The organism is Sphingomonas kyeonggiensis (assembly GCF_030812785.1).
GTDB lineage: Bacteria > Pseudomonadota > Alphaproteobacteria > Sphingomonadales > Sphingomonadaceae > Sphingomonas > Sphingomonas kyeonggiensis_B.
In genome coordinates, this window is the sequence record NZ_JAUSTJ010000001.1 from 387,534 (window position 1) to 412,259 (window position 24,726).

Here is a 24,726-nt window from a genome sequence, read left to right on the forward strand (position 1 = left end):
ACGGATTGCTCGATCCGCTCCGTTTCGGAGCTTGTGGCGCGACCCGGACGGGCGCGGGAATCCTTGCCCGTCCGTTCTGGATCAGTCCACGACTGATCCGTCGGATTCGGCTGCAAATACCGCAGCTTCGCTCGGATCGCCGAGAAGCTCGCGCGTCGCGCTGGCCAACAGGCCCGGCCCCAGCGCCAGGCCGATCGCGAAGAATATCGCACCGAGCACGCCGAAGATGATCTTGGTGACCAGCGGCATGGCGAGCTGCTGGGCGGCGAATGCCTCGGCCGCCGCCTGCATCTGCTCCCGATCGCCATTGGCCGCGAATAGCGCAGCGAGGTAATCGCCCATCACGAACGACATGACGGCGACGCCGGCGACGACGAAGATCAGGCCGATCAGGAAATAGCAGGCAAAGAGCAGCCAGAAGCGGCCACGGGTCAGGTCCCAGGCGGCATCGAGGCTGATCCGGCGGCGATGGAAGCTGAGCGGGAAGATCAGCGAGATGCGCACCTCAACCCAGATCACCGCGCAGATGAAGGCGAGGCCGAGCAGGAACGCGAGGATGGCGGTGATCACGCCCTGCCCCAGGACCAAGCCCAGGGCGGCGATGACCAGCAGCAGCAGCAGCTCGCCGATGAACACGGCGACGAAGAGCCCGATGACGACCAGGATCACCAGCCCGAACATGCGGAACTCGTCCATGCCCAGCCGCATATAGGCGAAACCGCCCTCCTCCGGCCGCAGCATCGCGCGGAACACTGCGTTCATCAGCACCACGAGGAGGAACAGCAGGCAGAGGTTGAGGAGCAATATCAGGCTGAACGCCGGCCCTGCAAAGGCCGAGATCGAAGCGCTGGCATCGGCCGCAGTCGGCATCATCGTGCCGTACATCAGCAGGCCCATGACCAGCGAGATGGCCAGCGCGCCGATGCAATAGGTGACCGCCCAGATCACTACCGAAGCGGGGCGATCGCGCAGCAGCCGGAATGCGCCCCCCAGTATCGAACCCACGCTCGCCATTGAATATTCCCCCGTTCGCTCCGGCCCGCCAGCGTCAGTCGAGACTCTTCACGATCTCCTCGACCATCTTCTTGGCGTCCGCGAGCAGCATCATCGTGTTGTCGCGGTAGAACAGCTCATTGTCCACACCCGCATAGCCGACGCCGCCCATCGAGCGCTTGATGAAAAGCACCGTCTTGGCTTTTTCGACGTCGAGCACCGGCATGCCGTAGATCGGCGAGCTCTTGTCGGTCTTGGCGGCGGGGTTGGTCACGTCGTTGGCGCCGATGACGAAGGCGACGTCGGTCTGGGCGAACTCGCTGTTGATGTCCTCCAGCTCGAACACTTCGTCATAGGGCACGTTCGCCTCGGCGAGCAGCACGTTCATATGGCCCGGCATGCGCCCCGCGACCGGATGGATCGCATATTTCACCCGGACGCCATGTTCCTTGAGCTTGTCGCCCATCTCGCGCAGCGCATGCTGCGCCTGGGCGACCGCCATGCCGTAACCCGGCACGATGATGACCTGCTCGGCCTGGCTCATCAGGAAGGCCGCGTCCTCGGCCGAGCCGCGCTTCCATGGGCGGTCGACCGCCGCGCCGCCGCCACCGGCATCCGCCGTCGCGCCGAAGCCGCCGGCGATCACGCTGATGAAGCTGCGGTTCATCGCGCGGCACATGATGTAGCTGAGGATCGCGCCCGAGCTGCCGACCAGCGCGCCGGTGATGATCATCGCGCTGTTGTGCAGCGTGAAGCCCATCGCCGCGGCGGCCCAGCCGGAATAGCTGTTGAGCATCGAGACGACCACCGGCATGTCCGCGCCGCCGATCGGCACGATCAGCAGGAAGCCGATGACGAAGCTGAGCGCCGTGACGGTCCAGAACACCCAGGGGCTCTGGTCGGTGACGAAATAGCCGACCAGGCCGAGGATGCCGGCGAGCACCGCGAGGTTGATGACATGGCGGCCGGGCAGCAGAATCGGCTTGCCCGACATGTTGCCGTTCAATTTGAGGAAGGCGATCACCGAGCCCGAGAAGGTGATCGCGCCGATCGCCACGCCCAAGCCCATCTCGATCCGGCTGATGCTGAGGATCTCGCCGTCCGGCCCGAGGATGCCGAAGGCGCCGGGGTTGAGGAAGGCGGCGGCCGCGACCAGCACCGCCGCCATGCCGACCAGCGAGTGGAAGGCGGCGACGAGCTGCGGCATCGCGGTCATGGCGATGCGGCGAGCAGTGACGAAACCGATCACGCCGCCGATCGCGATCGCCGCGCCCAGCTCGATCGGGCTGGCGATCTCATGGGTGATCAGCGTGGTGACCACCGCGATCGCCATGCCGAGCATGCCGAGCCGGTTGCCCCGCCGGCTGCTCGCCGGGCTGGAGAGCCCGCGCAGCGCGAGGATGAAACAGATGCCGGCAACCAGATAGGCCAGCGCCACCCACGGATTGACAGGTGCCCCCTCGTGCATCGGCTCAGCCCTTCTTCTTGTACATGGCGAGCATGCGCTCGGTGACGGCGAACCCGCCGAAGATGTTCACGGAGGCCAGCGCGACGGCGACGAGGCCGAGCCACTTCGAAATCTCCGCGCCCGATGCGGCGGACGCGATCAGCGCGCCGACGATGATTACCGAGGAGATCGCGTTGGTCACCGCCATCAGCGGCGTGTGCAGCGCCGGGGTGACCGACCAGACCACATAATAGCCGACGAAGCACGCCAGCACGAAGATCGACAGGATCGAGATGAAGTCCATCGAATTAGCTACCCTTCTTCAGGACGATCCTGGAAAGCTTCTCCATCTGCTCGATGGCCTGATGCTGCTTGTCCAATCTCTCGTCCATTTCTTTGATCATTTCGCCATCGGACAGTTCCCGCGGCGCGACACAATCAACAATGATCTTCCCGGTTCGCGATGGCAGTACCATTCCCGCGTTGAACATCTCGCCGACGAGCCGCTCACGCTCGAGGCTCTGCTCATATTGTCGCCTTGCGCGCCCGAATCTGACCCACGGGTCCGGAACCTTGAAATTCAGGTCCGTATTGTCGCACCATGGCGAGATGATCGCCTCCGTCCTTGCGTACAAATTCCAGAATTGAAGAATTTCGTCGTAGTGCCTGACGAATATTCCATCGAAATTCTCATTCCCTGTCGGCTTTTGGCAGCCCATCAGGAGACAGGCAGCCGCGACGACCGCCCATCTCTTCTTCACCCGAGCAGCCTCTCGTTCACCACCTTGCCGCCCTGGGTCAGGCGGATGGCGTTGCCGATCTCGTCATCGAGAACAGGCTTGCCCTGCTCCTTGTCCCAGAAGGCGGAGAGGAAGTTGAACAGGTTGCGCGCGAACAAAGCCGAGCTGTCGGCGGCGAGGCGCGAGGGCACGTTGCGGTGCCCGACGATCTTCACCCCGTGCTTCACGACGATCTCGCCGGCGACCGCGCCCTCGACATTGCCGCCCGCCTCGACCGCGAGGTCGACGATCACGCTGCCCGGCTTCATGCTGGCGATCTGCGCGTCGCTGATCAGCCGCGGCGCGGGCCGGCCGGGGATCAGCGCGGTGGTGATCACGATGTCCTGCTTGGCGATGTGCGAGGATACCAGCTCGGCCTGCGCCGCCTTGTACTCGTCGCTCATCTCGGTGGCATAGCCGCCGGTGCCTTCGCCCTCGATGCCCTTCACCGCCTCGACGAAGATCGGCTTGGCGCCGAGCGAGAGGATCTGCTCCTTGGTCGCGGCGCGCACATCGGTCGCCGAGACCTGGGCGCCGAGGCGCCGTGCGGTGGCGATCGCCTGGAGGCCGGCGACGCCGACGCCCATCACAAAGGCCTTGGCCGCCGAGACGGTGCCCGCCGCGGTCATCATCATCGGGAAGGCGCGGCCATATTCGGCCGCCGCGTCGAGCACCGCCTTGTAACCGGCGAGGTTCGACTGCGAGGACAGGATGTCCATCGACTGGGCGCGAGTGATGCGCGGCATGAACTCCATCGCCAGCGCCTCGAAGCCACCGCTCGCATAGGCATCGACTCGGGCGCGCTCGCCGAACGGATTGAGCCCGGCGACGATCCAGGCGCCGGGTTTCGTGCCCGTAAGGCTGGCGGGATCGGGGCCCTGCACGCCAAGCACGATGTCCGCGTCCTTGAGGACATCCGCCCGCGCGCCGACGCTGGCGCCGGCATCGGCATAGGCCTGGTCGGCGATGGAAGCATCCAGGCCCGCACCCGACTCTACCGCCAGCTGGGCGCCGAGGCCGACGAACTTCTTCACCGTTTCCGGAGTCGCGGAGACGCGCCGCTCGCCGGCGGCGGCCTCCTTCAATATGGCGATCTTCACTTGGCGGAGATCAGGAAGACGACAAGGGCGGCGACCAGAGCCACGCCCACCGTGCCCCAGGTCATCATCGCCTTGAAACCGTGCCACGTCTGCTCATGTGCCTTGAGCTGCGCGGCGTTGTCACCGGTGTCGGCCATTCGTCTCTCCCCTGAAACTATGTGGCGGGACCTTAACCCGCAGCCCCCGCTCCCTCAACCCCGGTGCGACTTCGGCAAGCTTAAGCCCGCCTTTACCCATCTGCTTTAAGACGGACGCCCTGAAACGGGACATTGGGGACAGAAAGAGCGATGACGCGCAACGGCCAGCGCCTCCTGATGCTGATCGACGACGAGCCGGCACAGCGCCGCCTCGTCGCGGCCATCGCCGCACGCCGCGGCTGGCGCACCATCTTCGCGAGCGAGGCCGAGACCGGCATCGCCACGCTGGGCACGCCCGACGGGATGGCGCTCGACGCGATCCTGCTCGACCATAGCTCGCCCGACGCCGATGCGGCGGGCCTGATCGCCGAGCTGCGCACCCGCCGGCCGCAGCTGCCGATCCTGATGCTCACCGCCAACGGATCGGTCGCCAATGCCGTGGCCGCGATGCGCGCCGGCGCGACCGACTTCCTGGTCAAGCCGCTCGCCGCCGAGCGCCTGCTCGCCGCGCTCGAGGCTGCCGTCGGCGGCAAGACCGCGGGCGAGCTGCGCCCGCTCACCGAGAAGCTTTCCGCCCCGCTCGCCTTCGACGAGATCGTCGGCAGCGCGCCGCAGTTCCGCGCCGCCCTCGCCATCGCCGCCAAGGCCGCCCGCGCCCGGGTGCCCGTGCTGATCGAGGGCGAGAGCGGCGTCGGCAAGGAAGTGGTCGCCGAAGCGGTCCATGCCGCCTCCCCGCGCGGCAAGAAGGACATGGTCTGCGTCAATTGCGGCGCGATCCCCGCCAACCTGGTCGAGAGCGAGCTGTTCGGTCATGAGAAGGGCGCGTTCACCGGCGCCTTCGAACGCAAGATCGGCCGATTCGCCGAAGCCGATGGCGGCACCCTGTTCCTCGACGAGGTCGGCGAGATGCCGCTCGATGCACAGGTGAAGCTGCTGCGCGTGCTCCAGTCGGGCGAGATCCAGCCGCTCGGCGCACGCCATGCCCGCGAGGTCGATGTCCGCGTGATCGCCGCGACCAACAAGACGCTGCAGGCCGAAGTCGAGGCCGGGCGCTTCCGCGAGGACCTCTACTACCGCCTCAACGTCGTCCAGGTGACGATCCCGCCGCTTCGGGAGCGCACCGGTGACATCCCGGCGCTGGCCCGCCACCTGCTCGCGCGGATCGCCGAGCAGCCGGGCCTGCGCGAGCTGGGCATCACCGACGACGCGCTCCAGCTGCTCGGCTCGTACGACTGGCCGGGCAATGTCCGCCAGCTCCAGAACGCGCTGTTCCGCGCCGCCGTGCTCTGCGACGGCGACGGGCTGACCCGCGCCGACTTTCCGCAGATCGCCCAGCTCGCAGCCGGCCACCCCTCGGGCAATGGCCAGCAGGTGCCGGGTGCCAACAATGCCGGCGTCACCCTGTTCCGGCCCGACGGCAATCTGCGCGCACTGGACGAGATCGAGGCCGATGTGATCCGCCTCGCCATCGGCCATTATCGCGGGCGGATGACCGAAGTCGCCCGGCGGCTGGGGATCGGCCGCTCGACGCTCTACCGCAAGCTCGGCGAGCTGGGGATCGACCAGAGCGCCGCCTGAGCCTAGCCTCCCGGCCATGGAGACCCTGGCCAAGGCCCTTGCCGAGCTCGAACGCGCCGCCGAACCCGGCATCGGCGAAGGCATGGCGCGATTCGGTATCGCCACCGCCGACCGGGTGATCGGCATCAAGGTCGGCACAATCCGCGGCATCGCCAAAGGGCTGGGCCGCGACCAGACGCTCGCCGAGCAGCTCTGGGATGCCGGTGTATACGAGGCGCGGCTGCTCGCCTGCTTCGTCGGCGAGGCCAGGCAGCTCACCGCCGCGGGCATGGACCGCTGGGCGGCGGGGTTCGACAATTGGGCGACCTGCGACACCGCCTGTTTCGACCTGTTCGACAAGAGCCCGCTCGCCTGGGATGCCGTCCACCGCTGGGCCGATGACGAGCGCGAGTTCGTCCGCCGCGCGGCCTTCGCGCTGCTCGCCGGGCTGGCGCTGCATGCCAAGAAGCTGCCCGATACGCCCTTCCTCGAGGCGCTGCCGCTGATCGAGGCGGCGGCGGACGACCCACGCAACTTCGTCAAGAAGGGGGTGAGCTGGGCGCTGCGGGCGATCGGGATGCGCAACCCCGCGCTGCATGCCGCTGCCAGCGAACTGGCCGAGCGGTTCGCCGCCTCCCCTGCCCCCGCTGCCCGCTGGATCGGCCGGGACGCGGCACGCGACCTTGCCCGGCCGGCGGCGCGGCGCAAGGCGGGTCTCGGCTAGACCAGCAGCCATTGCCAGAGCAGCCGGCCGGGCAGGAAGGCGAACATGCCCGGCAGCAGCAGCGCCAGCGCATAGAGCCGCCACATATTGACCTTGTGCGCAGCGATCTGGCCCGCCCGGGCCTGGCGGATGGCGCGATAGAGGGTGAAGAACACCACCGGCACGAACAGATGCAGCCAGCTGAACTGGCCGTGGTTGAGATGGCGGATGAACAGCGCGGAGCCCGCCCCGACCACCATTAGCACCGCCCAGGTCCGGCCGAGCATGCGGTGGGTCGCATCGCCCTTGCGCGACAGCAGCACCCACAGGCCGAGCGGGATCGCCGGCAGCACGGTGGCGAGGTGGACGGCGATCGCGACCTGGCGGATCTCATAGGTCGGCGGGGTCAGGCCGAGCAGCACCCGCGCCACCGCATAACCGGTCGCCCCGGTCAGCGCCCCCGCCGCGACGAACATGATCCCCTTGGCGACCCGCGACAGATCGATCGCCGCGGCTTCCCGAACAACTGCATGACTGGCCATTGCTTGCCTCCCGACGCTATTGGCGGGGTCAGGATGGCGCGGCGCCGGCCGGCCGCAATCGCGGCTGCGTGGCCGGGCCGATTGCTGCGTGGACGGACGGCGGCGCGCCGGGCGCTGCCATTTGGCGAAGCGCGAACGGGACGGGGAAGGCGAACAAGTGAGCGGGGCACGGCGAATCCTGATCGACTGCGCGATCATCTTCGGCGTGGGACTGGTGCTCGCGCTGGTCGGGCCGTTCGGCAGCTTCGCAGCGCCGTTCGAGCTGCGGCTGCTCTACTGGCTGGCGATGAGCTATGCCGGCTATTTCCTCTATTTCCCGGCGATGCGCGGGATGGTCGCGCTCGCCCCGCGGCTGCAATTGCCCGAGCCGGCGCTGTGGGCGGCGGCCTGCCTGATCGTCACCTTGCCGATGAGCGCGGTGGTGTGGATCGCCAATTTCGTCTGGCACCCGCCGAGCTGGCCGACGCTGGAGCAGGCGCTCGCCCATTATGGCAACGTGCTGATCATGGGCGCGCTGGTCTGCGCGCTGTTCTGGTTCGCCCGGCAGCGGCATCGGGCCCAACCCGCGCCCGAGCCGGCGCCTACAGCGGAGCCGGCCGAGCCCGGCATGCCCCGGCTGGTCGAGCGCCTGCCCCCGCACCTTCGCGCCGTGCCGATCGCGCTGGAGATGGAGGACCATTATGTCCGGGTGCACACCGCGCATGGCTCGGCGTTGCTGCTGATGCGGATGCGTGACGCGGTGCTCGAGCTCGACGGCCTGCCCGGCGCGCTGGTCCACCGCAGCTGGTGGGTCGCCCGTGACGCGGTGCAGGGCGCGCGGCGCGAGGGGCGCAATGTCCGGCTGCAGCTCGCCGGCGGGATCGAGGCGCCGGTCGCCCGGGCCCAGGCGGCGGGACTGGAGGCGCAGGGCTGGTTCTAGCCCTTCCAACACCGCGCCGCCCGCCGACTCGCCAAAGTCCACGAAGTACACGCCAAAGCGGGTTTTCCGGGCGGCTATTTTCCCCATTTTCCCGGGTTCGCCGCGCATCTCGCAATAGTGTTGCGCGTGCGAGATCCTATTTTCCGACGGCCTCAAAGAGCGGCCGGCCACGAGGCCAGCCGCCCGAGAGGACCGGACGAAATCCTATTTTGCAAGCGCGCTCAGCGGACCGCGACCAGCTTGGCGCTGGACAGATGCCAACGCGTATCGGCGCGGTTGGCGCTCACCCCCGGCACCACGCGGTGGAGCGTGTACGATCCCCGGAAATGCTGGCGCTTGCCGTTCTTGAGCGTGGCGTAGACATCGACCGGCACGGTGATCCAGCGCTGGCTCATGCCGGCATCCTCGCGCCCGGGATTGCGCGTCTCGACCCGGCTGTGCGCGGTCGCGGCGAAGCCCTGGCGGAAGCTGGCGAAGCTCTTGCCGCTCGCCTGGCCGCCCCGGTCCCACAGGCCATAGGCGGCGCGGAAGTCGCCGCGCTCGATCGCGGCATAATAGGCCTGGACCATGTCGCGGGCATCCTGCGGGCCCGGCTCCTGGGCGAATGCCGGAAGGGGCGCGGCGAGCAAAGTGAGGGCAAGGGCGAGACGCATGTAGTTTCTCCGTTTCTCTAGCGGGCGATCAGCGCCGAATCGCGCAGGCCCCGCCAGACCCTCAACGCCTGAACCGTCTCGAATACATCATGAACACGGATGAGTTGCACCCCGGCATCGGCACCCTTGAGCGCGATCGCCAGGCTGCCGCCGAGCCGCTGGTCGGCCGGCGCCTCGTTCGACAGCGCGCCGATCATCCGCTTGCGGCTGGCGCCGAGCAGGATCGCGCAACCCAGGCCGTGGAACAGCGCCAGCCCGTTGATCAGCGCGAGATTGTCCTGGAGCGACTTGCCGAAGCCGATGCCCGGATCGACCAGGATGTTCGACCGGTCGACACCCGCGGCGACCACGTCATCGACGCGCTTCTCCAGCCAGTCGTACACGTCGAGCAGCACGTCGCCATAGCCGTCGCCGCCATGCGGGCCCTTTTGCGGCTCGGGCGAATGCATCAGCACCACCGGGCAGCCGGCCTTGACCACGACGTCGAGCGCCTGGGGATCGTAGAGCAGGGCGGCGACATCGTTGACGAGATGCGCGCCGGCCTGGAGCGACGCCGCCATCACCGCGGCGCGCCGGGTGTCGACCGAGATCGCCGCGCCGCTGGCCGCGAGCTTGCGGATCACCGGCACGACGCGTTCGATCTCCTCGCCTTCCCAGACCTCGGCGGCACCCGGCCGGGTCGATTCGCCGCCGACGTCGAGGATCGCGGCGCCGGCCGCCGCCATGTCCACGCCCGCGCTTGCCGCGGCGTCGACATCCTCGCTCAGCCCGCGCGAATCGGAGAAGCTGTCGGGCGTGCGGTTGAGGATCGCCATCACCTGGGGCTGATCGAGCCGGACGATACGCTCGCCGAGCTTCAGCGGCGCGCGCGGGGCGGTGATCCGCTGGAGAATCGCGGCGATGCGGGGATCGTCGGGAAGGTCGGCGACGGGGATGGTGCGCTGGAGGACGCGCTTGCCGTCCTTACGGGCGATCAGCTCGAAGGCCGAGCACCAGCTGAGCCCGCCGGCCAGACGGACGACCTCGCCGTCGCGGTTGACCGGCGAATCGGCAAGCTGGACGGGGCGGAGATAGAGCCGCGCGGCGGGGGGCAGATCGACGGTCATGCGGCGCGGAAGTTCACTAAGTTCACGACATGCACGCGCGGGGGGCTTCCCGTCCTGCGGGGCGGGCTGATGTGGAGAGAGCGGCTGGCCATGCGGGAAAGCGTCTCAGACGAAATCCTACATTGGAAGCGGAAAGTACAAGCGGGGGATGCGCGCGCCCTCTTCGTCACCCCGGACTTGTTCCGGGGTCCACCCAGCCTCACGTGATGCGCGAGAGCCTCTAGTCCAGCACTCGCCTCCCGGTGGACCCCGGCACAAGGCCGGGGTGACGGGGAGGATATGAGGAACGGCCTGCCCTCCCCTCGTCGATCACGGCTGGGTCGCCAGCAGGTAGTTCTGGCGCAGCGCGTCGATCGGCTTGAGGCCGTCGGCGGCTTCGTAGTTCCAGAAGGTCCAGCCATTGCACGACGGCGCGTTCTGCAGCGTCGCGCCGAGCTTGTGGATCGAGCCGGTCTGGCCGTCGCAGCTCAGCGAGCCGTCGGCGCCGACCACCGCGCGCCAGCGGCGCTTGGAATCGGTCAGCACGGTGCCTGGCTTCAGGAAACCATTCTCGACGAGCTGGCCGAAGGCGACGCGCGGCTGGCTCTTGGGCGCCTGCATCGTCTTCAACGCCGATTCGTCGAGCGGCAGTGCCGCCTCGATGCGCTCCTGCGCCGCCTCGACATAGGCGGTCTCGCGCTCGATGCCGATCCAGCGGCGGCCGAGCCGCTTGGCGACCGCGCCGGTGGTGCCGGTGCCGAAGAAGGGATCGAGCACGACGTCGCCCGGCTTCGTGCTGGCGAGCAGGATGCGGTAGAGCAGGGCTTCGGGCTTCTGGGTCGGGTGGACCTTGGTGCCGCCCTTCTTGAGGCGCTCTTGGCCGCCGCAGATCGGGAATTCCCAGTCCGAGCGCATCTGGATTTCGTCGTTGAGCGTCTTCATCGAGCGATAGTTGAAGGTGTATTTCGCCTTCTCGCCGGTGCTCGCCCAGATCAGCGTCTCGTGCGCGTTGGTGAACCGCGTGCCCTTGAAATTGGGCATCGGATTGGCCTTGCGCCAGATGATGTCGTTGAGGATCCAGAAGCCGAGGTCCTGGATCGCCGAGCCGACCTTGAAGATGTTGTGATAGCTGCCGATCACCCAGATCGTGCCGTCGTCCTTGAGGATGCGGCGCGCCTCGGCCAGCCATTCGCGGGTGAACGCGTCATAGGCGGCGAGGCTGTCGAACTTGTCCCATGCGTCGGTGACCGCGTCGACGGCGCTGCCGTCCGGGCGGTTGAGGTCGCCACCGAGCTGCAGATTATAGGGCGGATCGGCGAAGATGCAGTCGATCGACTTGGCGGGCAGCGCCCGCATCGCCTCGATGCAGTCCTGCTGCAGGATCGTGTCGTAGGGCAACACATCGACCCATGAACGCACCGTTGCCGGCTTGAGTCTGCCCTTTTCGAGAACCCCCATTAACCTCTCTCCCCTTGTTGGAGAGGCGGTTTCTGTCGGCGAATGGCCTCGCGTCAAGCGCTGATTGGTTAACGAAAAAACCTGCGATTCCGTTAACTTGTGGAACGGCGAGCGAACTTATCCACATGCTGAGTCGCAAACTTATCCACAGGCACAAGATATGGGGTGTGGCGAAAAAGACTCAGATCAGCCGAGTGCGATCGCCTCGCCGCCCAAAGCGACGCTCTCGTTGAGCCGGTAGCGTGCCTGCTGGGCGAAACCCAGTTCGTAGAGCGCCTGGGCCTCAAGCTGGAGCAGGCCGTGGTCCTCCGGAAACTTGATTCGGCCGGCGGCGCACAGGGCGGTGCGGCGGATCGCATTGGAACCGGACTCCCGGATCGCTTCGGCCAGCTGCGCGCGGCTGAAATCGGAAGGCAGCGAATCGGAAGGCAGCTCCGCCTCGAGCGCGCGATCGCGCCAATGGGTGACGTCGTAGAGATGGGCGATCGGATCGCCGAGAATGGGATCGCGCAGCGTCTCGAGGAACGCCGGGTGCAGCGGGTGGGACGGATCGCCGACATTGCAGCGCGCATATTGCGCCGCCAGATGCCCGCCGGTGTTCTGGATCATGTAGAGCCGCATCGAATCGGCACCGAGCGACTGGGCCAGGCGCATCAGCGCCGGCATCTCATGGAAATTGTCGAGCTGGACCGTGGCGTTGAGATGGAATTCGCGGAATTCGCCGCGCGCACGCTTGCCAGCGATGAACTGGAGATTGGGATAGAGCTTCTCCCACTTCCCGGGCCGGCGGACATGCTCGTAGACCCAGGGCGTGCAGGCGTCGATCGAGACATCGACCAGCGCACGGTAGCGCTCCAGCCCGGGATATTGCGCCCAGCGCCCTTCGCCCATCAGAAGCGCGTTGGTGTGGATGTTGAGCACCACGTCATCGAGCACGTGATCGGACATGTAGCGCAGGATCGAGCGGTAATGCGGGCTTGACCAGGGATCGCCCTGGCCGGAGACCGAGATGCGGACCTCACCCTCGGCATTGAGCAGCGGCTGGAACACCTGCTGCTCGATCTTGTCGAAGCGGCGCTCCTGCGCCTCGTCCGCTGCCAGGATGCCGTCCCGGCACGAAGGGCAGGCGAGGTTGCAGGTGACGTCGTGCGCGAGGAACAACCAGCGCGGGCCCTGCTCCATATGCGTGATGTTGCCGTCGATCACCGCCCGCATCGCCGGATCGGTGACTTCGTCGCGCGTCGGCAGCTCGTCTTCGTTGATGAAGGTGCAGCGCTGCTTGTGGCAATGGCGATAGGAGCCGTCGAGGATGCTGGCGCGCATCTCCTGCGCGGACGGGCTGTTCCAGATCTGCTCGAAGGTGCTGCCGTCAAGCTGGCCGAGGCGCTGCTGCGTCCAGATCGAGCAGCACGGCGCTACCGTGCCGTCCATCAGCGTCTCGAACTTGACGAAAGGCGCCTCGCAGAAGCGGTTCGAGAGATCGGCCGATTTCTGGGTGCCGTGGCGCTCGAGGAAGAAGATGCCGCCGGCGATCTGCGGGCAATGCGCGTGCTGCGCCGCCATGCCGGCAAGGAAGGTGAGGCCGCGCTCGCGGTCCACCGACAGGGCATGGAGCATGCCGCCGAGCAGGTTGAGAATCTTGCGGACGGGCCCGGACTGGCCGGGCTCGAGAACTTCGAGCAGATCGCGCAGCTCGACTACATCGTCATGCCTCGCAGCATCGGCCAGCAACGGCCAGACTTCGGGATGATCGAGCCCATCGCCGAGACGGTCAACGAGGTTGGAGAGGATCGGATAGAATCGGCTCGCGGTCGGATCGGCAATGGCCGGCCCTGCATCGGAGCAGAAGCCCTGCTCCTCGGCGGCGGGCAGATAAGACATGCGATCACTCCGAAAATGGCTTTGTTCACCATTTTAGGAGAGGCGCAGCCGGACGGTGGCCGGAGGCGGCAAATTTTGCCGGGTCGCTCTCGAATCCGGTCGCGGATCGCTATCCCGATTTTTCGGCGTGACATGTAGGAAATCGAAGAACATATCATGAACGTTGAGTGATTCGGACGGGAGGCGCCCCCATCGAATCGCCCGGCATGTGGTTCATGTTCAATGGAGTATCCCATGACCGTACACACTTACGGCAGCATCGATTTCAACCAGCCGAACACCGGCTCCCCCTTCCCCACGCTGAACGGCGACCTTTCGGTGCTGGCCCGGCTGGCGGCGGCGTTCGCCCCGCACGAGACCGCGCCGCCGTCGATGGCGGTGACGCTCGATGCCGGCGCGCTGTTCGTGGCGGGGGCGCCCGTCGAGGTGAAGGCGCAGACCAGCGCGACGATCGCCCCGCCGACGGCCAATCCGCGCATCGACCGGGTGACGATCAGCCCGAGCACGGGCCTGCTGACGGTCACCGCCGGCACGGAAGCGGCCAACCCGGTGCCGCCCGCCGTCCCGGCCGGCCAGCTGCCGGTGGCGCAGCTGCGGCTCGATGTCGGCATGACCGCGATCACCAATGCGCGGATCCGGGACGAGCGTGTCGCTCCGACGGGTACGAGCGGTGGCGGTAGCGGTACCGCCGGCGGTCTGGTCGGCATCCAGACCTTCACCAGCAGCGGGACCTATACGCCGAGCGCGGGCACGGCTTCGGTCGTGGTCGAGCTGGTCGGCGGTGGCGGCGCCGGCGGCGGCTGCGCGGCGACCTCGGGCGCCCAGGGGTCGGCCGGCAGCGGCGGCAGCTCGGGCTCCTATGCCCGGGCGCGCCTCACCACCGGCTTTGCCGGCCTGGCGGTGACCGTCGGTGCGGGCGGCGCCCCCAGCTCCGCGGCGGCGCGCGGCAATGCCGGCAGCGCTTCGAGCTTCGGCACGCTCGTCACCGCGCCGGGCGGCCTGGGCGGCATGCCCGGCTACGCGACCTCGCCGGGCATCATCGTGGGCGGTTCGGATGCAGGCCCGGCCTCGACCGGCGGCAACCTGGTGAATACCGCAGGCAATCCGGGCGACCATGGCCTGGTGATCGGCCTGACCGCAGTGGTCGGCGGCAATGGCGGCGGCTCGCCGTTCGGCGGCGGCGGCAATGGTGGCGGCAACACGCCCGGCTACAACGGGCTCGCGCCGGGCGCCGGCGGCGGCGGGGCAAGCTCCATTGCCGCCGGCACGGCCCGGAACAGCGGTGCCGGCGCCAATGGCCTGGTGATCGTCTACGAATATTCGGCCTAGCCGAGCAACGGAACGGCCGGGGACATCCCCGGCCGTTTCTATTCCGCCGCCGGCATCCCGAAATCGAAATGCGCCTGGGCGACGGGCGCGAAGCTCCTGCGGTGGTGCGGGGTAGGGCCGAGCGACCGCAGCGCTTCCTGGTGGACCCTGGCCGCATAGCCCTTGTTGCTCGCCCAGCCATAGCCGGGATGGAGCGCGTCGAGCGCGATCATCATCGAATCGCGGTTGTGCTTGGCGACGATCGAGGCGGCGGCGATCGACAGGCAGAGCGCGTCCCCGCCGACCACGGCATGGCTCTGGTGGCTCCAGTCGGGGCAGCGATTGCCGTCGACCAGCACGAAGGCGGGCGGCAGATCGAGCGCGGCGACCGCGCGGGTCATCGCCAGCATCGTCGCCCAGAAGATGTTGAGCGTGTCGATCTCCTCGACCGAGCAGATGCCGATGCCGACCTTGGCGCAGGCGAGGATCTCGGCGCAGAGCCGCTCGCGCTTCCCGGCGGTCAGCGCCTTGGAATCGTCGATACCCTCGGGGATGCACTTGGGATCGAGCACCACCGCTGCCGCCACGACCGGGCCGGCGAGCGGGCCGCGGCCGGCCTCGTCCACCCCGGCAACCGGGCCGCCGTGCAGCTTTCCATATTTCCGCTCGAACTTGAGATCAGGCCCGGATTTAAGCATCGCCGACGCGCCATGGCGGATAGCGGCGCATCTCGCCAGCCTGATAGAGACGAACCGAGTTGCCGGCCGGATCGCGCAGGCGCGCCTCGCGCCAGCCCCAATTCTCGTCCTTCGGCTCCTGCTCGAACTTCACGCCCTGCTGCTGGAGATAGGCGACGGTGACGTCGAGATCGCCGCATTCGAAATAGACGACCGGGGCGGTGTAGCCGGGATCGGTGGCGATGCTGAAGGTTGCGCCGCCCTCGGTCTCGAACCGAGCATAGCGGGGCGAGGCGCGGACGACCTGGGTGAGGCCGAGCAGCCGGTAGAAGCGCTCGCTCGCCGCGAGGTCGGTGGCGGGCACGGTCACCTGGTTCAGCATCGGCTCGAAGAAGCTCATGTTGAGATCGAGCCGCACCGCCTGGTGCCCCATCGGGCCATGGCCGCGGCCCAGCCCTGGCGCCTCCAGCATCGCGATGCGGACGAAGCGCCGGGCGCGGCGGACCGCCTCGGGCAGGTCCCATTCCACCGCCAGGCCGCAGGCGATCGCCGAGGACAGGGTGCAGCCGGTGCCATGGGTGTTGTCGGTATCGATGCGGGGATTGCTCCACTCGATCTCGGGCGGATCCTCGGGATCGGCGGAATAGAGCCGGTCGGTGATCACCGGGCCCTCGACATGGCCGCCCTTGACCAGCACGGCGCAGCGATGCGCCTCGACCAGCGCCCGGGCATCGCCGCCGAGCGCGGCGAGCTCAGGGATGTTGGGGGTGACGACTGTGGCGCGGTCCATCAGCCGCTCGAACGCGGCGATGGTCGCGTCGTCGGCCAGAGTGGCGCCACTGGTCGCGACCATCACGGGGTCGAACACCACCGGCACGCCGGGCAGCTCGGCGAGCTTCTCCGCCACCGCCAGCGCGGTGCGGGCCGAGCCGATCATGCCGATCTTGACCGCATCGACGCCGATATCGGCGACACAGGCGTCGATCTGGGCGAGCACCATCTCGGTGGGCACCGGATGGACGCCGGTGACGCCGAGCGTGTTCTGCGCGGTGATCGCGGTGATCGCAGTCATCGCATGGCCGCCGAGCATGGTGACGGTCTTGATGTCCGCCTGGATGCCCGCGCCGCCGCCGGAATCAGAGCCGGCGATGATGAGGATGCGAGGAGTCATGTGCCTCAACCCCTGGAGTTAAGCCTTGAACCGGCGCTCCGTGGAGGCCGGGTTGCTCGCCAGCGCCTTACCCACACGCGCCGGCCGGTCCAACAGCTCGCCGCCGCAATTGGGGCAGCGTTCGTCGAGCGCATCGGCGCAGTCGGCGCAATAGGTGCACTCGAACGAGCAGATGAACGCGCCGCCCTCGTCCGCCGGCAGGTCGGCGCCGCAGCGCTCACAATCAGGACGCATCTCAAGCATCAGCGCGTTTCCAGATCATGTCATAGAGGTACCACAGCCCGCCCGCGATTACCGCGACGACCACCGAATGCGAGAGTCCTTCGAGCGCCGACATCGTGCCGCTGGCCAGTTGCCCGAAATTCGCGAACCAGCCGCCGAGCGCTCCCGCCACGCCGACCGACACAGCCGAACGCAACCGTTCGCTCATGCCGCGACCTCCGCGACCACGTCGCAGATGCGGTCGACCACCGCCTCGACCTGGCCCTTGTCGTCGCCCTCGGCCATCACCCGGATCACCGGTTCGGTGCCCGAGGCGCGGATGACGAGGCGGCCCTTGCCGTCCAGCTCCGCCTCGGCCGCAGCGATCACGTCCTTCACCCGCGGATCCTCGAGCGGCTTGCCGCCCTTGAAGCGGACATTCTTGAGCAGCTGGGGCAGCGGATCGAAGCGGTGGAGCACCTCGCTGGCCGGCGCGCCGGCGCGGACCAGCTCGGCCAGCACCTGGAGCGAGGCGACCAGCCCATCGCCGGTGGTGGCATAGTCGGACAGGATGATATGGCCCGACTGCTCGCCGCCGACATTATAGCCCGACGAGCGCATCTTCTCGAGGACGTAGCGATCGCCCACCGCGGTGCGGATCAGGCCGAGGCCCTGCGCCGAGAGGTGCCGCTCGAGCCCGAGGTTCGACATGACGGTGGCGACCAAGCCTCCGCCCGCCAGCCGGCCCTGGCGCGCCCAGCCGCCGGCGATCGTCGCCATCAGCTGGTCGCCATCGACGACCTTACCATGCTCGTCGACCACGATCAGCCGGTCGGCATCGCCGTCGAGCGCGATGCCGATATGCGCGCCTGAGGCGACCACCGTCTCGCACAGGGTGCCCGGCGCAGTGGAGCCGACGCCGTCGTTGATGTTCTTGCCGTTCGGCGTGACGCCGATCGCGATCACTTCGGCGCCGAGTTCCCACAGTGCCGAGGGGGCGACCTGATAGGCCGCGCCATTCGCGCAATCGACGACGATCTTGAGCCCGTCGAGCGTCAGCGCCTCGGGGAAGGTCGACTTGGCGAAGTGGATGTAGCGGCCGCGCGCATCCTCGACGCGGCGGGCCCGGCCGATATCGGCCGACTGGGCGAGCGGCACCTCGCCGTCGATCAGCGCCTCGATCGCCAGCTCGTCCGTGTCGGAGAGCTTGAAACCGTCGGGGCCGAACAGCTTGATGCCGTTGTCGGCATAGGGATTGTGGCTGGCCGAGATCATCACGCCCATGTCGGCGCGCATCGAATGGGTGAGCATCGCCACCGCCGGCGTCGGCATCGGCCCGAGCAGCACCACGTCCATGCCCACCGAGGTGAAGCCGGCGACCAGCGCATTCTCGAGCATATAGCCCGAGAGCCGCGTGTCCTTGCCGATCACCACCCGGTGGCGATGATCGCCCCGGCGGAAATGCGCGCCGGCCGCCATGCCGACCTTCATCGCCATCGCCGCAGTCATCGGCGCGACGTTGGTCGCCCCGCGGATTCCGTCCGTACCGAAATATTTTCTTGCCATGTGCCGTTTTCTCGCGACCTTGCGGGCCCTCAACCGCCACCCGATTAGCGCGGAAAACCAAAAAGGGCGAGCATGTCGCAAGCATTGAGAATCCTGATCGCGCTGGTCGCGGGACTGGGCGTGGGGATAGCGCTTGCCAATTACGCGCCGGGCGCGGGTGGCTTCGCCCTGCATTATTTCACCAAGCCGATCGGATCGGCCTGGCTGCACGGGCTGCAGATGGTGATCGTGCCGCTGGTGGTGGCGCTGCTGGTGATCGGTATCGCCGCCTCGGCCGAAGCCGCGCGCGCCGGGCGCATCGCCGCGAGCGCGCTGATCTGCTTCGTCGCGATCCTGTGGTTCAACACGCTGCTGTCGGCCTTCGTCACGCCGATGCTGCTCCAGCTCTTCCCGCTGCCGCACGAATGGGCGGAGGCGCTGCGCGCCTCGCTGTCGAGCGCCAAGGTGGCCGGACAGGTGCCGAGCCTGAGCGACTTCTTCGACAAGATCGTGCCGACCAACATCGTCGCCGCTGCCAGCGCCGACGCCTTCCTGCCGCTCACCGTGTTCGCCATGGTCTTCGCCTTCGCGATCACCCGGCTGCCGACCGAGCGGCGCAAGCTGCTGCTCGATTTCTTCCAGGCGATCGCCGACGCGATGATCGTGGTGATCGGCTGGGTGCTGATGCTGGCGCCCGTCGGCGTGTTCTGCCTCGCCTTCGGCCTGGGCATGGAGACCGGCGCCGCCGCGTTCGGCGCGCTGCTCCACTATATCCTGATCGTCTCGTCGCTGGGCATCATCGTGCTGCTCTCCGCCTATCCGCTCGCCGCGATCGGCGCGCGGGTGCGGGTCAGCCGCTTCGCCCGCGAAGTGCTGCCGAGCCAGGTGGTGGCGCTGAGCACTTCCTCCTCGCTCGCCAGCCTGCCGACCATGCTGCGCTCGAGCGAGGCGCTGGGCGCGCCCGCCACCGTATCGGGCGTGGTGCTGCCGATCGCGGTCGCCGTGTTCCGCGCGACCAGCCCGGCGATGAACCTGGCGGTGGCGCTCTATGTCGCGCACCTGACCGGCACGCCGATCGGCCCGGGCCAGCTCGCCGCCGGCATCGCCACGGCGGCGATCACCACCATGGGATCGGTCAGCCTGCCCGGCACGATCAGCTTCTTCGCCTCGGTCGCGCCGGTCGCGGTGGCGATGGGCGTGCCGATCGAGGCGCTGGGCCTGCTCGTCGCGGTGGAGACGGTGCCCGACCTGTTCCGCACGCTCGGCAACGTCACCATGGACGTCGCGGTGACCGCGACGATCGCCCGCCGCACCGGTGACGGCGAGCCCAAGACCGAGACCGACGCGCTGCTCGCCGAAGAGCTTTGAACGCCCGCGCCGCGGGGCTGTGGCTGGCGCTGCTCGCGGCGTCGGCGGCGGGCACGGCGATCCTCGAATGGATCGGGCTGTCGGCCGGGCTGCTGCTCGGTCCGATGCTCGCCGCGATCGCCTTTTCGGCGCGCGGTGCGGCGCTGCGCCTGCCCAGGCCGTTCTTCGTCGGCGCCCAGGCGGTGATCGGCTGCCTGATCGCCGGCACGCTCGACATGGGCACCTTCGCGCGGGTGGTGACGCAGTGGCCGCTGTTCCTGGGCGTGACCGCGGCGACGCTCGGGGCGAGCAGCCTGCTCGGCTATCTACTCAGCCGCTGGCGGGTGCTGCCGGGCAGCACCGCGATCTGGGGATCGATGCCGGGCGCCGCCTCGGCAATGGTGGTGATGGCCGATGCGTTCGGCGCGGACGCGCGGCTGGTGGCATTCATGACCTATACCCGGGTGGTGTGCGTCGCCGGCGCTGCCTCGATCCTCGCCGCGGCGCTCGGCGCGCATCGCGGCGACGACTGGCTCGTGACGATGCTCACTCCCGCCCCGCTGATCCCCTCGCTGGCGACGCTGGCGGTGGCGGGCATCGGCGCATTCGTCGGGCTCAAGCTGCGCATCCCGGCCGGGGCGCTGCTGGTGCCGATGGCGGCGGGCATCGCGCTCCATGCCATGGGGGTACTGCGGATGACTTTGCCCGAGCCGGTGCTGGCGCTGAGCTATGCGCTGGTCGGCTGGCGGATCGGGCTGGCCTTCACCCGCGAGACGCTGGCGCTAGCGGCCAAGGCACTGCCCCGCGTGCTGCTCTCGACCTTCGTGCTAATCGGCTTTTCAGCGGCGCTGTCGCTGGTGGTTGCCCGGCTGACGGGGATCGATCCGGTCAGCGCCTATCTGGCGGTGAGCCCCGGCGGGCTCGATTCGGTGGCGATCATCGCCACCTCGGTGCCGGTGGACCAGCCCTTCGTGATGGCGATGCAGGCGCTGCGGTTTCTTGCCGTGCTGGCGCTGGGACCGAGTTTGGCGCGGATGGCGGCGGGGCGATTTGCCAGATCTACGGCTACCGGGGCGCCCAGCCGCACCCTCCCTCCGGGGGAGTGAGCGGCGAAGGCTGCCCCGCAGCCTTCGGTTCACGCCTGCGGCGCGAACTTCCCACTCACTTCATGAGGACGAGCTCTTCCGACATGGTCGGGTGCAGCGCCACGGTCTGGTCGAAGGCGTCCTTGGTGAGCCCGGCCTTCACCGCCACCGCCGCGGCCTGGAGGATCTCCGGCGCGTCGGGGCCGATCATGTGGAGGCCGACGACCCGGCCGGTCGTGCCGTCACAGATCATCTTGTAGAGCGCGCGCTCGTTGCGATCGGCCAGCACGTTCTTCATCGCGCGGAAATCGGACTGGTAGACGGCGATCGAGCCGAGCTTGTTGCGCGCCTCGCTCTCGGTCATGCCGACGCTGGCGAGCGGCGGGTGGCTGAACACCGCGCTGGGGATGCAGCTGTAATCGACCTGGTGCGGCTTGCCGCCGAAGATCGTGTCGGCGAAGGCCTGGCCTTCGCGGATCGCGACAGGCGTGAGCTGCACCCGGTTGGTCACGTCGCCGACCGCATAGATCGAATCGACCGAGGACTTGTTGTCCGCATCGACCTGCACTGCACCCTTGCTGTCGAGCGTGACGCCGATCTCGGCGAGGCCCAGGCCTTCGGTGTTCGGCACGCGGCCGGTGGCGAAGAGCACGCAATCGACTTCGATCGGCTCGTGCTTGGTCAGCGTCACCTTGAAGGCCCCGCTCTCTAGCTTCTCGATGCTCTTGAACTCGGCATGGAAGCGGAAATCGATGCCCTTCATCAGCGAGATCTGGAGCAGGCGGTCACGCATCGAATGGTCATAGCCGCGCAGGATCACGTCGGTGCGGTTGACCAGGGTGACGTGGCTGCCGAACTCGTTGAAGATGCCGGCGAACTCGTTGGCGATGTAGCCGCCGCCGGCGATCAGGATGCGCTTGGGCAGCTTCTCGAGGTGGAAGACCTCGTTCGAGGTAATGCCATGCTCGCTGCCCGGGAATTCGGGCACGTGCGGATGGGCGCCGGTGGCGATCAATATGTACTTGGCGGTGATCTTGCGGCCCGAGGCCAGCGTCACTTCGTGCGGACCGGTGACGGTGGCGCGCTCGAGGAAGGTCTCGACGTTATTGTTGTGCAGCGTCTGGGTGTAGAGGCCGTTCAGCCGGTCGACATCGGCCATGACGTTGTCGCGCAGCACCGCCCAGTCGAAATCGCATTCGGGCACGTTCCAGCCGAAGCGGCGCGCGTCCTTCAGATCCTCGGCGAAATGCGCGCCATAGACGAGCAGCTTCTTGGGCACGCAGCCGCGGATCACGCAGGTGCCGCCGATGCGATATTCCTCGGCCACCGCGACCTTCGCGCCATAGGCCGCGGAGACGCGCGAGGCACGGGTGCCCCCGGAACCGGCGCCGATCACGAAGAGGTCATAGTCGTATTCGGCCACGTGATTGTCCTTCCCGCTCGTTTCGAGGCCGGGAGATAGGATGCGCGCGGCGCTCTGCCAATCTCACCCTTGGCCCAGGTCGACCCGGCGCGAGAGGAAATAGAGGATCCAGGCGATGCCGACCGCGGCGAGCAGGAAGAGAAAGATGCCGCGATCGATCGCCTCGGGCGGGACGAAGTGCGACGAGAGCAGCGCGATCGCGACGAAACTCCCTACCCAGAGCTGCAGCGCGATCCGCCAGGGATTGCCCCGGCGGAAGCGGCCGGCGATCTCCTCGGGAATGGGCGTGCGCAGCGCGAGCGAGGCGGCGATGCGCGCGCGGAGTGCCCGCAGGTCGCGGCGATAGCACCAGAGGCGCCAGAGATCGTCGACATGCCACAGCGCCAGACCGCCCATCACGATCACGCCGATCTGGCCGCCCCCGAGCCCGAGCCACGGCTTGAGAGCGAGCAGCACACAGATGAAGGCGAGGAGGATGCCGACCATCGCCCATTGCGCGGGCGGGCGGCTGTCGACGATGAACTTGTCGATGATCGCATGGGCCTCGTCGCGCCAGGGCTGGATCGCGTCGGCAGGCACCGGCAGGGTACGGCCGCGACGGGCATGGAACATCGGCCCGAGCGGCGTCTGCGCGAACCAGCGGTCCACCGCCGCGCGCTCCATGTCCCGGACCCGGTTCTCGTGGTTCATCGGCCTGCCCCTCGGCGTGACGGGGGCAGTGTAGCGGGAGTGGGTAAACGCTCCATTTCGTCATCCCCGCGAAAGCGGGGACCCATCTCGTGCACTCTCGGCAAATACGGCGGCTGCGCTCGCGGATCGCCCGGGAGATGGGCCCCCGCTTTCGCGGGGGTGGCGGCTGGTGATGATCACCGCTTCCGCACGAACTCCGCGCGCAGGACGAGGCCCTTGATGCCTTCGTATTTGCAGTCGATCTCCTGCGCGTCGCCGGTCAGGCGGATCGACTTGATCAGCGTGCCGCGCTTGAGCGTCTGGCCGGCGCCCTTGACGGTCAGGTCCTTGATCAGCGTGACCTGGTCGCCGTCCTGCAGCAGATTGCCGACCGAATCGCGCACTTCGACCGTATCCGCCGCGCCCGCCTTTGCCGCAGCCTCGGCGGCGGGGACCCACTCCCCGCTCGCCTCGTCATAGACGTACTCGTCGTCGCTCACTTGAACGCCCGGGCGATCAGGTCGTTGGTCGATGCATCGAACGACTGGTCGCCCGCGCCCGCCGCCTTGGCCATTTCCTTGCCGAGCTCGACGCCGAACTGGTCGAACGCATTGATGCCGAGCAGCACCGCGTTCACGAAAGTGCGCTGCTCGTAGAAGGCGAGGATCGCGCCGAGCGTGCGCGGATCGACCGTGTCGAGCAGCAGCGTCGCCGAGGGACGGTCGCCCGGATAGTCGCGCGCCAAGTCGTCATTCTTGCGGCCGGCCATCAGCGCCGCACCCTGGGCGAACATGTTGAGCAGCAGCTGGCGGTGATGCTCCTCGGCAAGCCCGTCGCCGGGCTCGATCGAGCCGATGAACTCGAGCGGCACCAGGCGCGTGCCCTGGTGGAGCAGCTGGAACACCGCATGCTGCGCATCGGTGCCGACGCCGCCCCAGGTGATCGGTGCGGTCGGATAGGTGACCGGCTGGCCCTCGGCGGTGACGCGCTTGCCGTTCGACTCCATCTCGAGCTGCTGGAGATAGGAGGGCAGCAGGCCGAGCCGCTCGTCATAGGCGAAGGTGGCGCGCGTCTCGCAGCCGCGGACCTGGGTGTAATAGAGGTCGGCAAAGGCGGCGAGCACCGGCGCGTTGGCCTCGAACGGGGCGAGGCGGAAATGGCGGTCCATCTCGGCGGCGCCTTCGAGCAGCTCCTCGAACGCGTCCCAGCCCAGCGCGAGCGCGGCGGGGAAGCCGATCGACGACCAGAGCGAGTAGCGGCCGCCGACGGACTCGGCGAAGGGCAGCACGCGGGTCTCGTCGATACCGAAGGCAATCGCCTTTTCCGGCGCGGCGGTGAGCGCGACCAGCTTGCCGTACGGATCGGCGACGCCGCCCTGCATCAGCCAAGAGATCGCGCTCTCGGCATTGAGCATCGTCTCGGTGGTGGTGAAGGTCTTCGACGCGATGGCGACCAAGGTGGTCTGCGGATCGAAGCGCTCGAGCGCAGTCTCCAGCGCGACGCCGTCGACATTCGAGACCACCGCGACCTCATAGCGGTCGGCGTCGCGGCCGAGCGCGTCGACGAGCAGGTCCGGACCCAGTGCCGAGCCGCCGATGCCGATATGGATGATGCTGCGTACGGGTCCGAACGCCTCGGCCTCGATCGCATCGATCAGGGCGCGCATCCGGGCATGATAGGCCTGGGCACGGGCGACGCTGTCGGGCGAGCCTTCGCCGCGCTCGGCGGTATGCTCGACCGAACGGCCCTCGGTGACGTTGATCTTCTCGCCGGCGAAAAGCAGGTCGCGCTTGGCGACCAGGCCCATGTCCGCCGCGATCTTGCTGAACGCCGCGATCAGCTCGGGCGTCAGATGGGTCTTCGACCAGTCGAAATGCACGCCGGCAACGTCGGCGGAGAGCTTGGCGACGCGGTCGGAATCGCGCGCGAACAGCTCGGTCAGCGTGGAGGCCTCGAGCGATTTTACGGCGGACCAGTCGGGCAAGCTCATGTTCATCTCCATTTGCGACAAGCCAGCCCCTATCGTCCCAATCTCTCCGCCGCCAC

At 68.1% G+C, this 24,726-nt stretch carries 26 protein-coding genes; 6 read left to right on the plus strand and 20 right to left on the minus strand.

Annotated features, from left to right (window positions below; genetic code table 11):
• Window positions 1–81 precede the first annotated feature (81 nt).
• From J2W22_RS01900 to J2W22_RS01925, 6 genes are read right to left on the minus strand one after another with little or no spacing between them, the layout of a single operon-like run.
• Window positions 82–1,014, minus strand: coding sequence for a hypothetical protein (locus J2W22_RS01900; protein ID WP_307116574.1), 933 nt, complete (start codon window positions 1,012–1,014; stop codon window positions 82–84).
• Between the two features lie 34 nt (window positions 1,015–1,048).
• Window positions 1,049–2,461, minus strand: coding sequence for an NAD(P)(+) transhydrogenase (Re/Si-specific) subunit beta (locus J2W22_RS01905; RefSeq protein WP_307116575.1), 1,413 nt, complete (start codon window positions 2,459–2,461; stop codon window positions 1,049–1,051).
• Window positions 2,462–2,465: 4 nt separating this feature from the next.
• On the minus strand, window positions 2,466–2,744 hold the full coding sequence (locus tag J2W22_RS01910) for an NAD(P) transhydrogenase subunit alpha (protein WP_307116576.1): 279 nt from the start codon (window positions 2,742–2,744) through the stop codon (window positions 2,466–2,468).
• Between the two features lie 4 nt (window positions 2,745–2,748).
• Window positions 2,749–3,201, minus strand: a complete 453-nt coding sequence (locus J2W22_RS01915) for a hypothetical protein (RefSeq protein ID WP_307116577.1) — start codon at window positions 3,199–3,201, stop codon at window positions 2,749–2,751.
• On the minus strand, window positions 3,198–4,319 hold the full coding sequence (locus J2W22_RS01920) for an NAD(P) transhydrogenase subunit alpha (RefSeq protein WP_307116578.1): 1,122 nt from the start codon (window positions 4,317–4,319) through the stop codon (window positions 3,198–3,200). Before J2W22_RS01920 ends, J2W22_RS01915 begins: the two co-directional genes overlap by 4 nt.
• The gene (locus J2W22_RS01925) at window positions 4,316–4,456 is read right to left on the minus strand and encodes an aa3-type cytochrome c oxidase subunit IV (RefSeq protein WP_307116579.1); all 141 of its coding nucleotides are present in this window, start codon (window positions 4,454–4,456) and stop codon (window positions 4,316–4,318) included. Before J2W22_RS01925 ends, J2W22_RS01920 begins: the two co-directional genes overlap by 4 nt.
• Before the next feature lie 150 nt (window positions 4,457–4,606).
• Between J2W22_RS01925 and J2W22_RS01930 the strand changes: the two genes are divergently transcribed.
• Window positions 4,607–6,034 carry a sigma-54-dependent transcriptional regulator gene (locus tag J2W22_RS01930; RefSeq protein ID WP_307116580.1) on the plus strand — a complete coding sequence of 476 codons (1,428 nt, stop codon included), beginning with the start codon at window positions 4,607–4,609 and terminating at the stop codon, window positions 6,032–6,034.
• Between the two features lie 16 nt (window positions 6,035–6,050).
• Window positions 6,051–6,737, plus strand: a complete 687-nt coding sequence (locus J2W22_RS01935; RefSeq protein WP_307116581.1) for a DNA alkylation repair protein — start codon at window positions 6,051–6,053, stop codon at window positions 6,735–6,737.
• Here J2W22_RS01935 and J2W22_RS01940 read toward each other — a convergent pair.
• Window positions 6,734–7,258, minus strand: a complete 525-nt coding sequence (locus tag J2W22_RS01940) for a DUF2306 domain-containing protein (protein ID WP_307116582.1) — start codon at window positions 7,256–7,258, stop codon at window positions 6,734–6,736. The genes J2W22_RS01935 and J2W22_RS01940 overlap by 4 nt on opposite strands.
• A gap of 157 nt (window positions 7,259–7,415) precedes the next feature.
• On the opposite strand from J2W22_RS01940, the gene J2W22_RS01945 reads away from it, so the two are divergent.
• Window positions 7,416–8,177 (plus strand): LytTR family DNA-binding domain-containing protein, encoded by a 762-nt coding sequence (locus J2W22_RS01945; protein WP_307116583.1) that lies wholly within the window; start codon window positions 7,416–7,418, stop codon window positions 8,175–8,177.
• Between the two features lie 221 nt (window positions 8,178–8,398).
• Here J2W22_RS01945 and J2W22_RS01950 read toward each other — a convergent pair whose 3' ends face one another.
• The 4 genes from J2W22_RS01950 to J2W22_RS01965 all read right to left on the minus strand — a co-directional run bounded on the left by J2W22_RS01950 (window position 8,399) and on the right by J2W22_RS01965 (window position 13,254).
• On the minus strand, window positions 8,399–8,830 hold the full coding sequence (locus tag J2W22_RS01950; RefSeq protein WP_307116584.1) for a hypothetical protein: 432 nt from the start codon (window positions 8,828–8,830) through the stop codon (window positions 8,399–8,401).
• Window positions 8,831–8,847: 17 nt separating this feature from the next.
• On the minus strand, window positions 8,848–9,936 hold the full coding sequence (folP, locus tag J2W22_RS01955; protein WP_307116585.1) for a dihydropteroate synthase: 1,089 nt from the start codon (window positions 9,934–9,936) through the stop codon (window positions 8,848–8,850).
• A gap of 309 nt (window positions 9,937–10,245) precedes the next feature.
• Window positions 10,246–11,373 (minus strand): site-specific DNA-methyltransferase, encoded by a 1,128-nt coding sequence (locus J2W22_RS01960; protein ID WP_307116586.1) that lies wholly within the window; start codon window positions 11,371–11,373, stop codon window positions 10,246–10,248.
• A 186-nt stretch (window positions 11,374–11,559) separates the two neighbouring features.
• A complete protein-coding gene (locus J2W22_RS01965; protein WP_307116587.1) occupies window positions 11,560–13,254 on the minus strand; it encodes an SPASM domain-containing protein in 1,695 nt (564 codons plus the stop codon).
• Between the two features lie 234 nt (window positions 13,255–13,488).
• Here J2W22_RS01965 and J2W22_RS01970 point away from each other — a divergent pair, with 234 nt between their 5' ends.
• Window positions 13,489–14,583, plus strand: coding sequence for a glycine-rich domain-containing protein (locus J2W22_RS01970; RefSeq protein ID WP_307116588.1), 1,095 nt, complete (start codon window positions 13,489–13,491; stop codon window positions 14,581–14,583).
• A gap of 38 nt (window positions 14,584–14,621) precedes the next feature.
• Here J2W22_RS01970 and J2W22_RS01975 read toward each other — a convergent pair whose 3' ends face one another.
• Genes J2W22_RS01975 through glmM form a run of 5 tightly spaced genes read right to left on the minus strand, consistent with a single transcriptional unit; the run spans window position 14,622 to window position 18,177 of the window.
• Window positions 14,622–15,260, minus strand: a complete 639-nt coding sequence (locus J2W22_RS01975) for a ribonuclease HII (RefSeq protein ID WP_307116589.1) — start codon at window positions 15,258–15,260, stop codon at window positions 14,622–14,624.
• The gene (gene thiD / locus J2W22_RS01980; protein WP_307116590.1) at window positions 15,253–16,410 is read right to left on the minus strand and encodes a bifunctional hydroxymethylpyrimidine kinase/phosphomethylpyrimidine kinase; all 1,158 of its coding nucleotides are present in this window, start codon (window positions 16,408–16,410) and stop codon (window positions 15,253–15,255) included. The genes J2W22_RS01975 and thiD overlap by 8 nt, the downstream gene beginning before the upstream one ends.
• 18 nt (window positions 16,411–16,428) lie before the next feature.
• Entirely contained in the window at window positions 16,429–16,653 is a 225-nt protein-coding gene (locus J2W22_RS01985; RefSeq protein WP_307116591.1) for a DUF1272 domain-containing protein, read from the minus strand.
• Window positions 16,646–16,840 carry a hypothetical protein gene (locus J2W22_RS01990; RefSeq protein ID WP_307116592.1) on the minus strand — a complete coding sequence of 65 codons (195 nt, stop codon included), beginning with the start codon at window positions 16,838–16,840 and terminating at the stop codon, window positions 16,646–16,648. The genes J2W22_RS01985 and J2W22_RS01990 overlap by 8 nt, the downstream gene beginning before the upstream one ends.
• Window positions 16,837–18,177, minus strand: a complete 1,341-nt coding sequence (glmM, locus tag J2W22_RS01995) for a phosphoglucosamine mutase (RefSeq protein WP_307116593.1) — start codon at window positions 18,175–18,177, stop codon at window positions 16,837–16,839. Before glmM ends, J2W22_RS01990 begins: the two co-directional genes overlap by 4 nt.
• A 72-nt stretch (window positions 18,178–18,249) precedes the next feature.
• Between glmM and J2W22_RS02000 the strand changes: the two genes are divergently transcribed.
• Window positions 18,250–19,524, plus strand: coding sequence for a dicarboxylate/amino acid:cation symporter (locus J2W22_RS02000; protein WP_307116594.1), 1,275 nt, complete (start codon window positions 18,250–18,252; stop codon window positions 19,522–19,524).
• Window positions 19,521–20,609, plus strand: coding sequence for an AbrB family transcriptional regulator (locus J2W22_RS02005; RefSeq protein WP_307116595.1), 1,089 nt, complete (start codon window positions 19,521–19,523; stop codon window positions 20,607–20,609). The genes J2W22_RS02000 and J2W22_RS02005 overlap by 4 nt, the downstream gene beginning before the upstream one ends.
• A 55-nt stretch (window positions 20,610–20,664) precedes the next feature.
• On the opposite strand, the gene gorA is transcribed toward J2W22_RS02005, so the two are convergent.
• The 4 genes from gorA to pgi all read right to left on the minus strand — a co-directional run bounded on the left by gorA (window position 20,665) and on the right by pgi (window position 24,670).
• Complete coding sequence (gene gorA / locus J2W22_RS02010; RefSeq protein ID WP_307116596.1) at window positions 20,665–22,011, minus strand: glutathione-disulfide reductase; 1,347 nt, start codon at window positions 22,009–22,011, stop codon at window positions 20,665–20,667.
• A gap of 63 nt (window positions 22,012–22,074) precedes the next feature.
• On the minus strand, window positions 22,075–22,701 hold the full coding sequence (locus J2W22_RS02015; protein ID WP_307116597.1) for a hypothetical protein: 627 nt from the start codon (window positions 22,699–22,701) through the stop codon (window positions 22,075–22,077).
• Between the two features lie 176 nt (window positions 22,702–22,877).
• Window positions 22,878–23,180 (minus strand): alkylphosphonate utilization protein, encoded by a 303-nt coding sequence (locus J2W22_RS02020; protein ID WP_307116598.1) that lies wholly within the window; start codon window positions 23,178–23,180, stop codon window positions 22,878–22,880.
• The gene (pgi, locus tag J2W22_RS02025) at window positions 23,177–24,670 is read right to left on the minus strand and encodes a glucose-6-phosphate isomerase (RefSeq protein WP_373422927.1); all 1,494 of its coding nucleotides are present in this window, start codon (window positions 24,668–24,670) and stop codon (window positions 23,177–23,179) included. The genes J2W22_RS02020 and pgi overlap by 4 nt, the downstream gene beginning before the upstream one ends.
• Window positions 24,671–24,726: the final 56 nt, after the last annotated feature.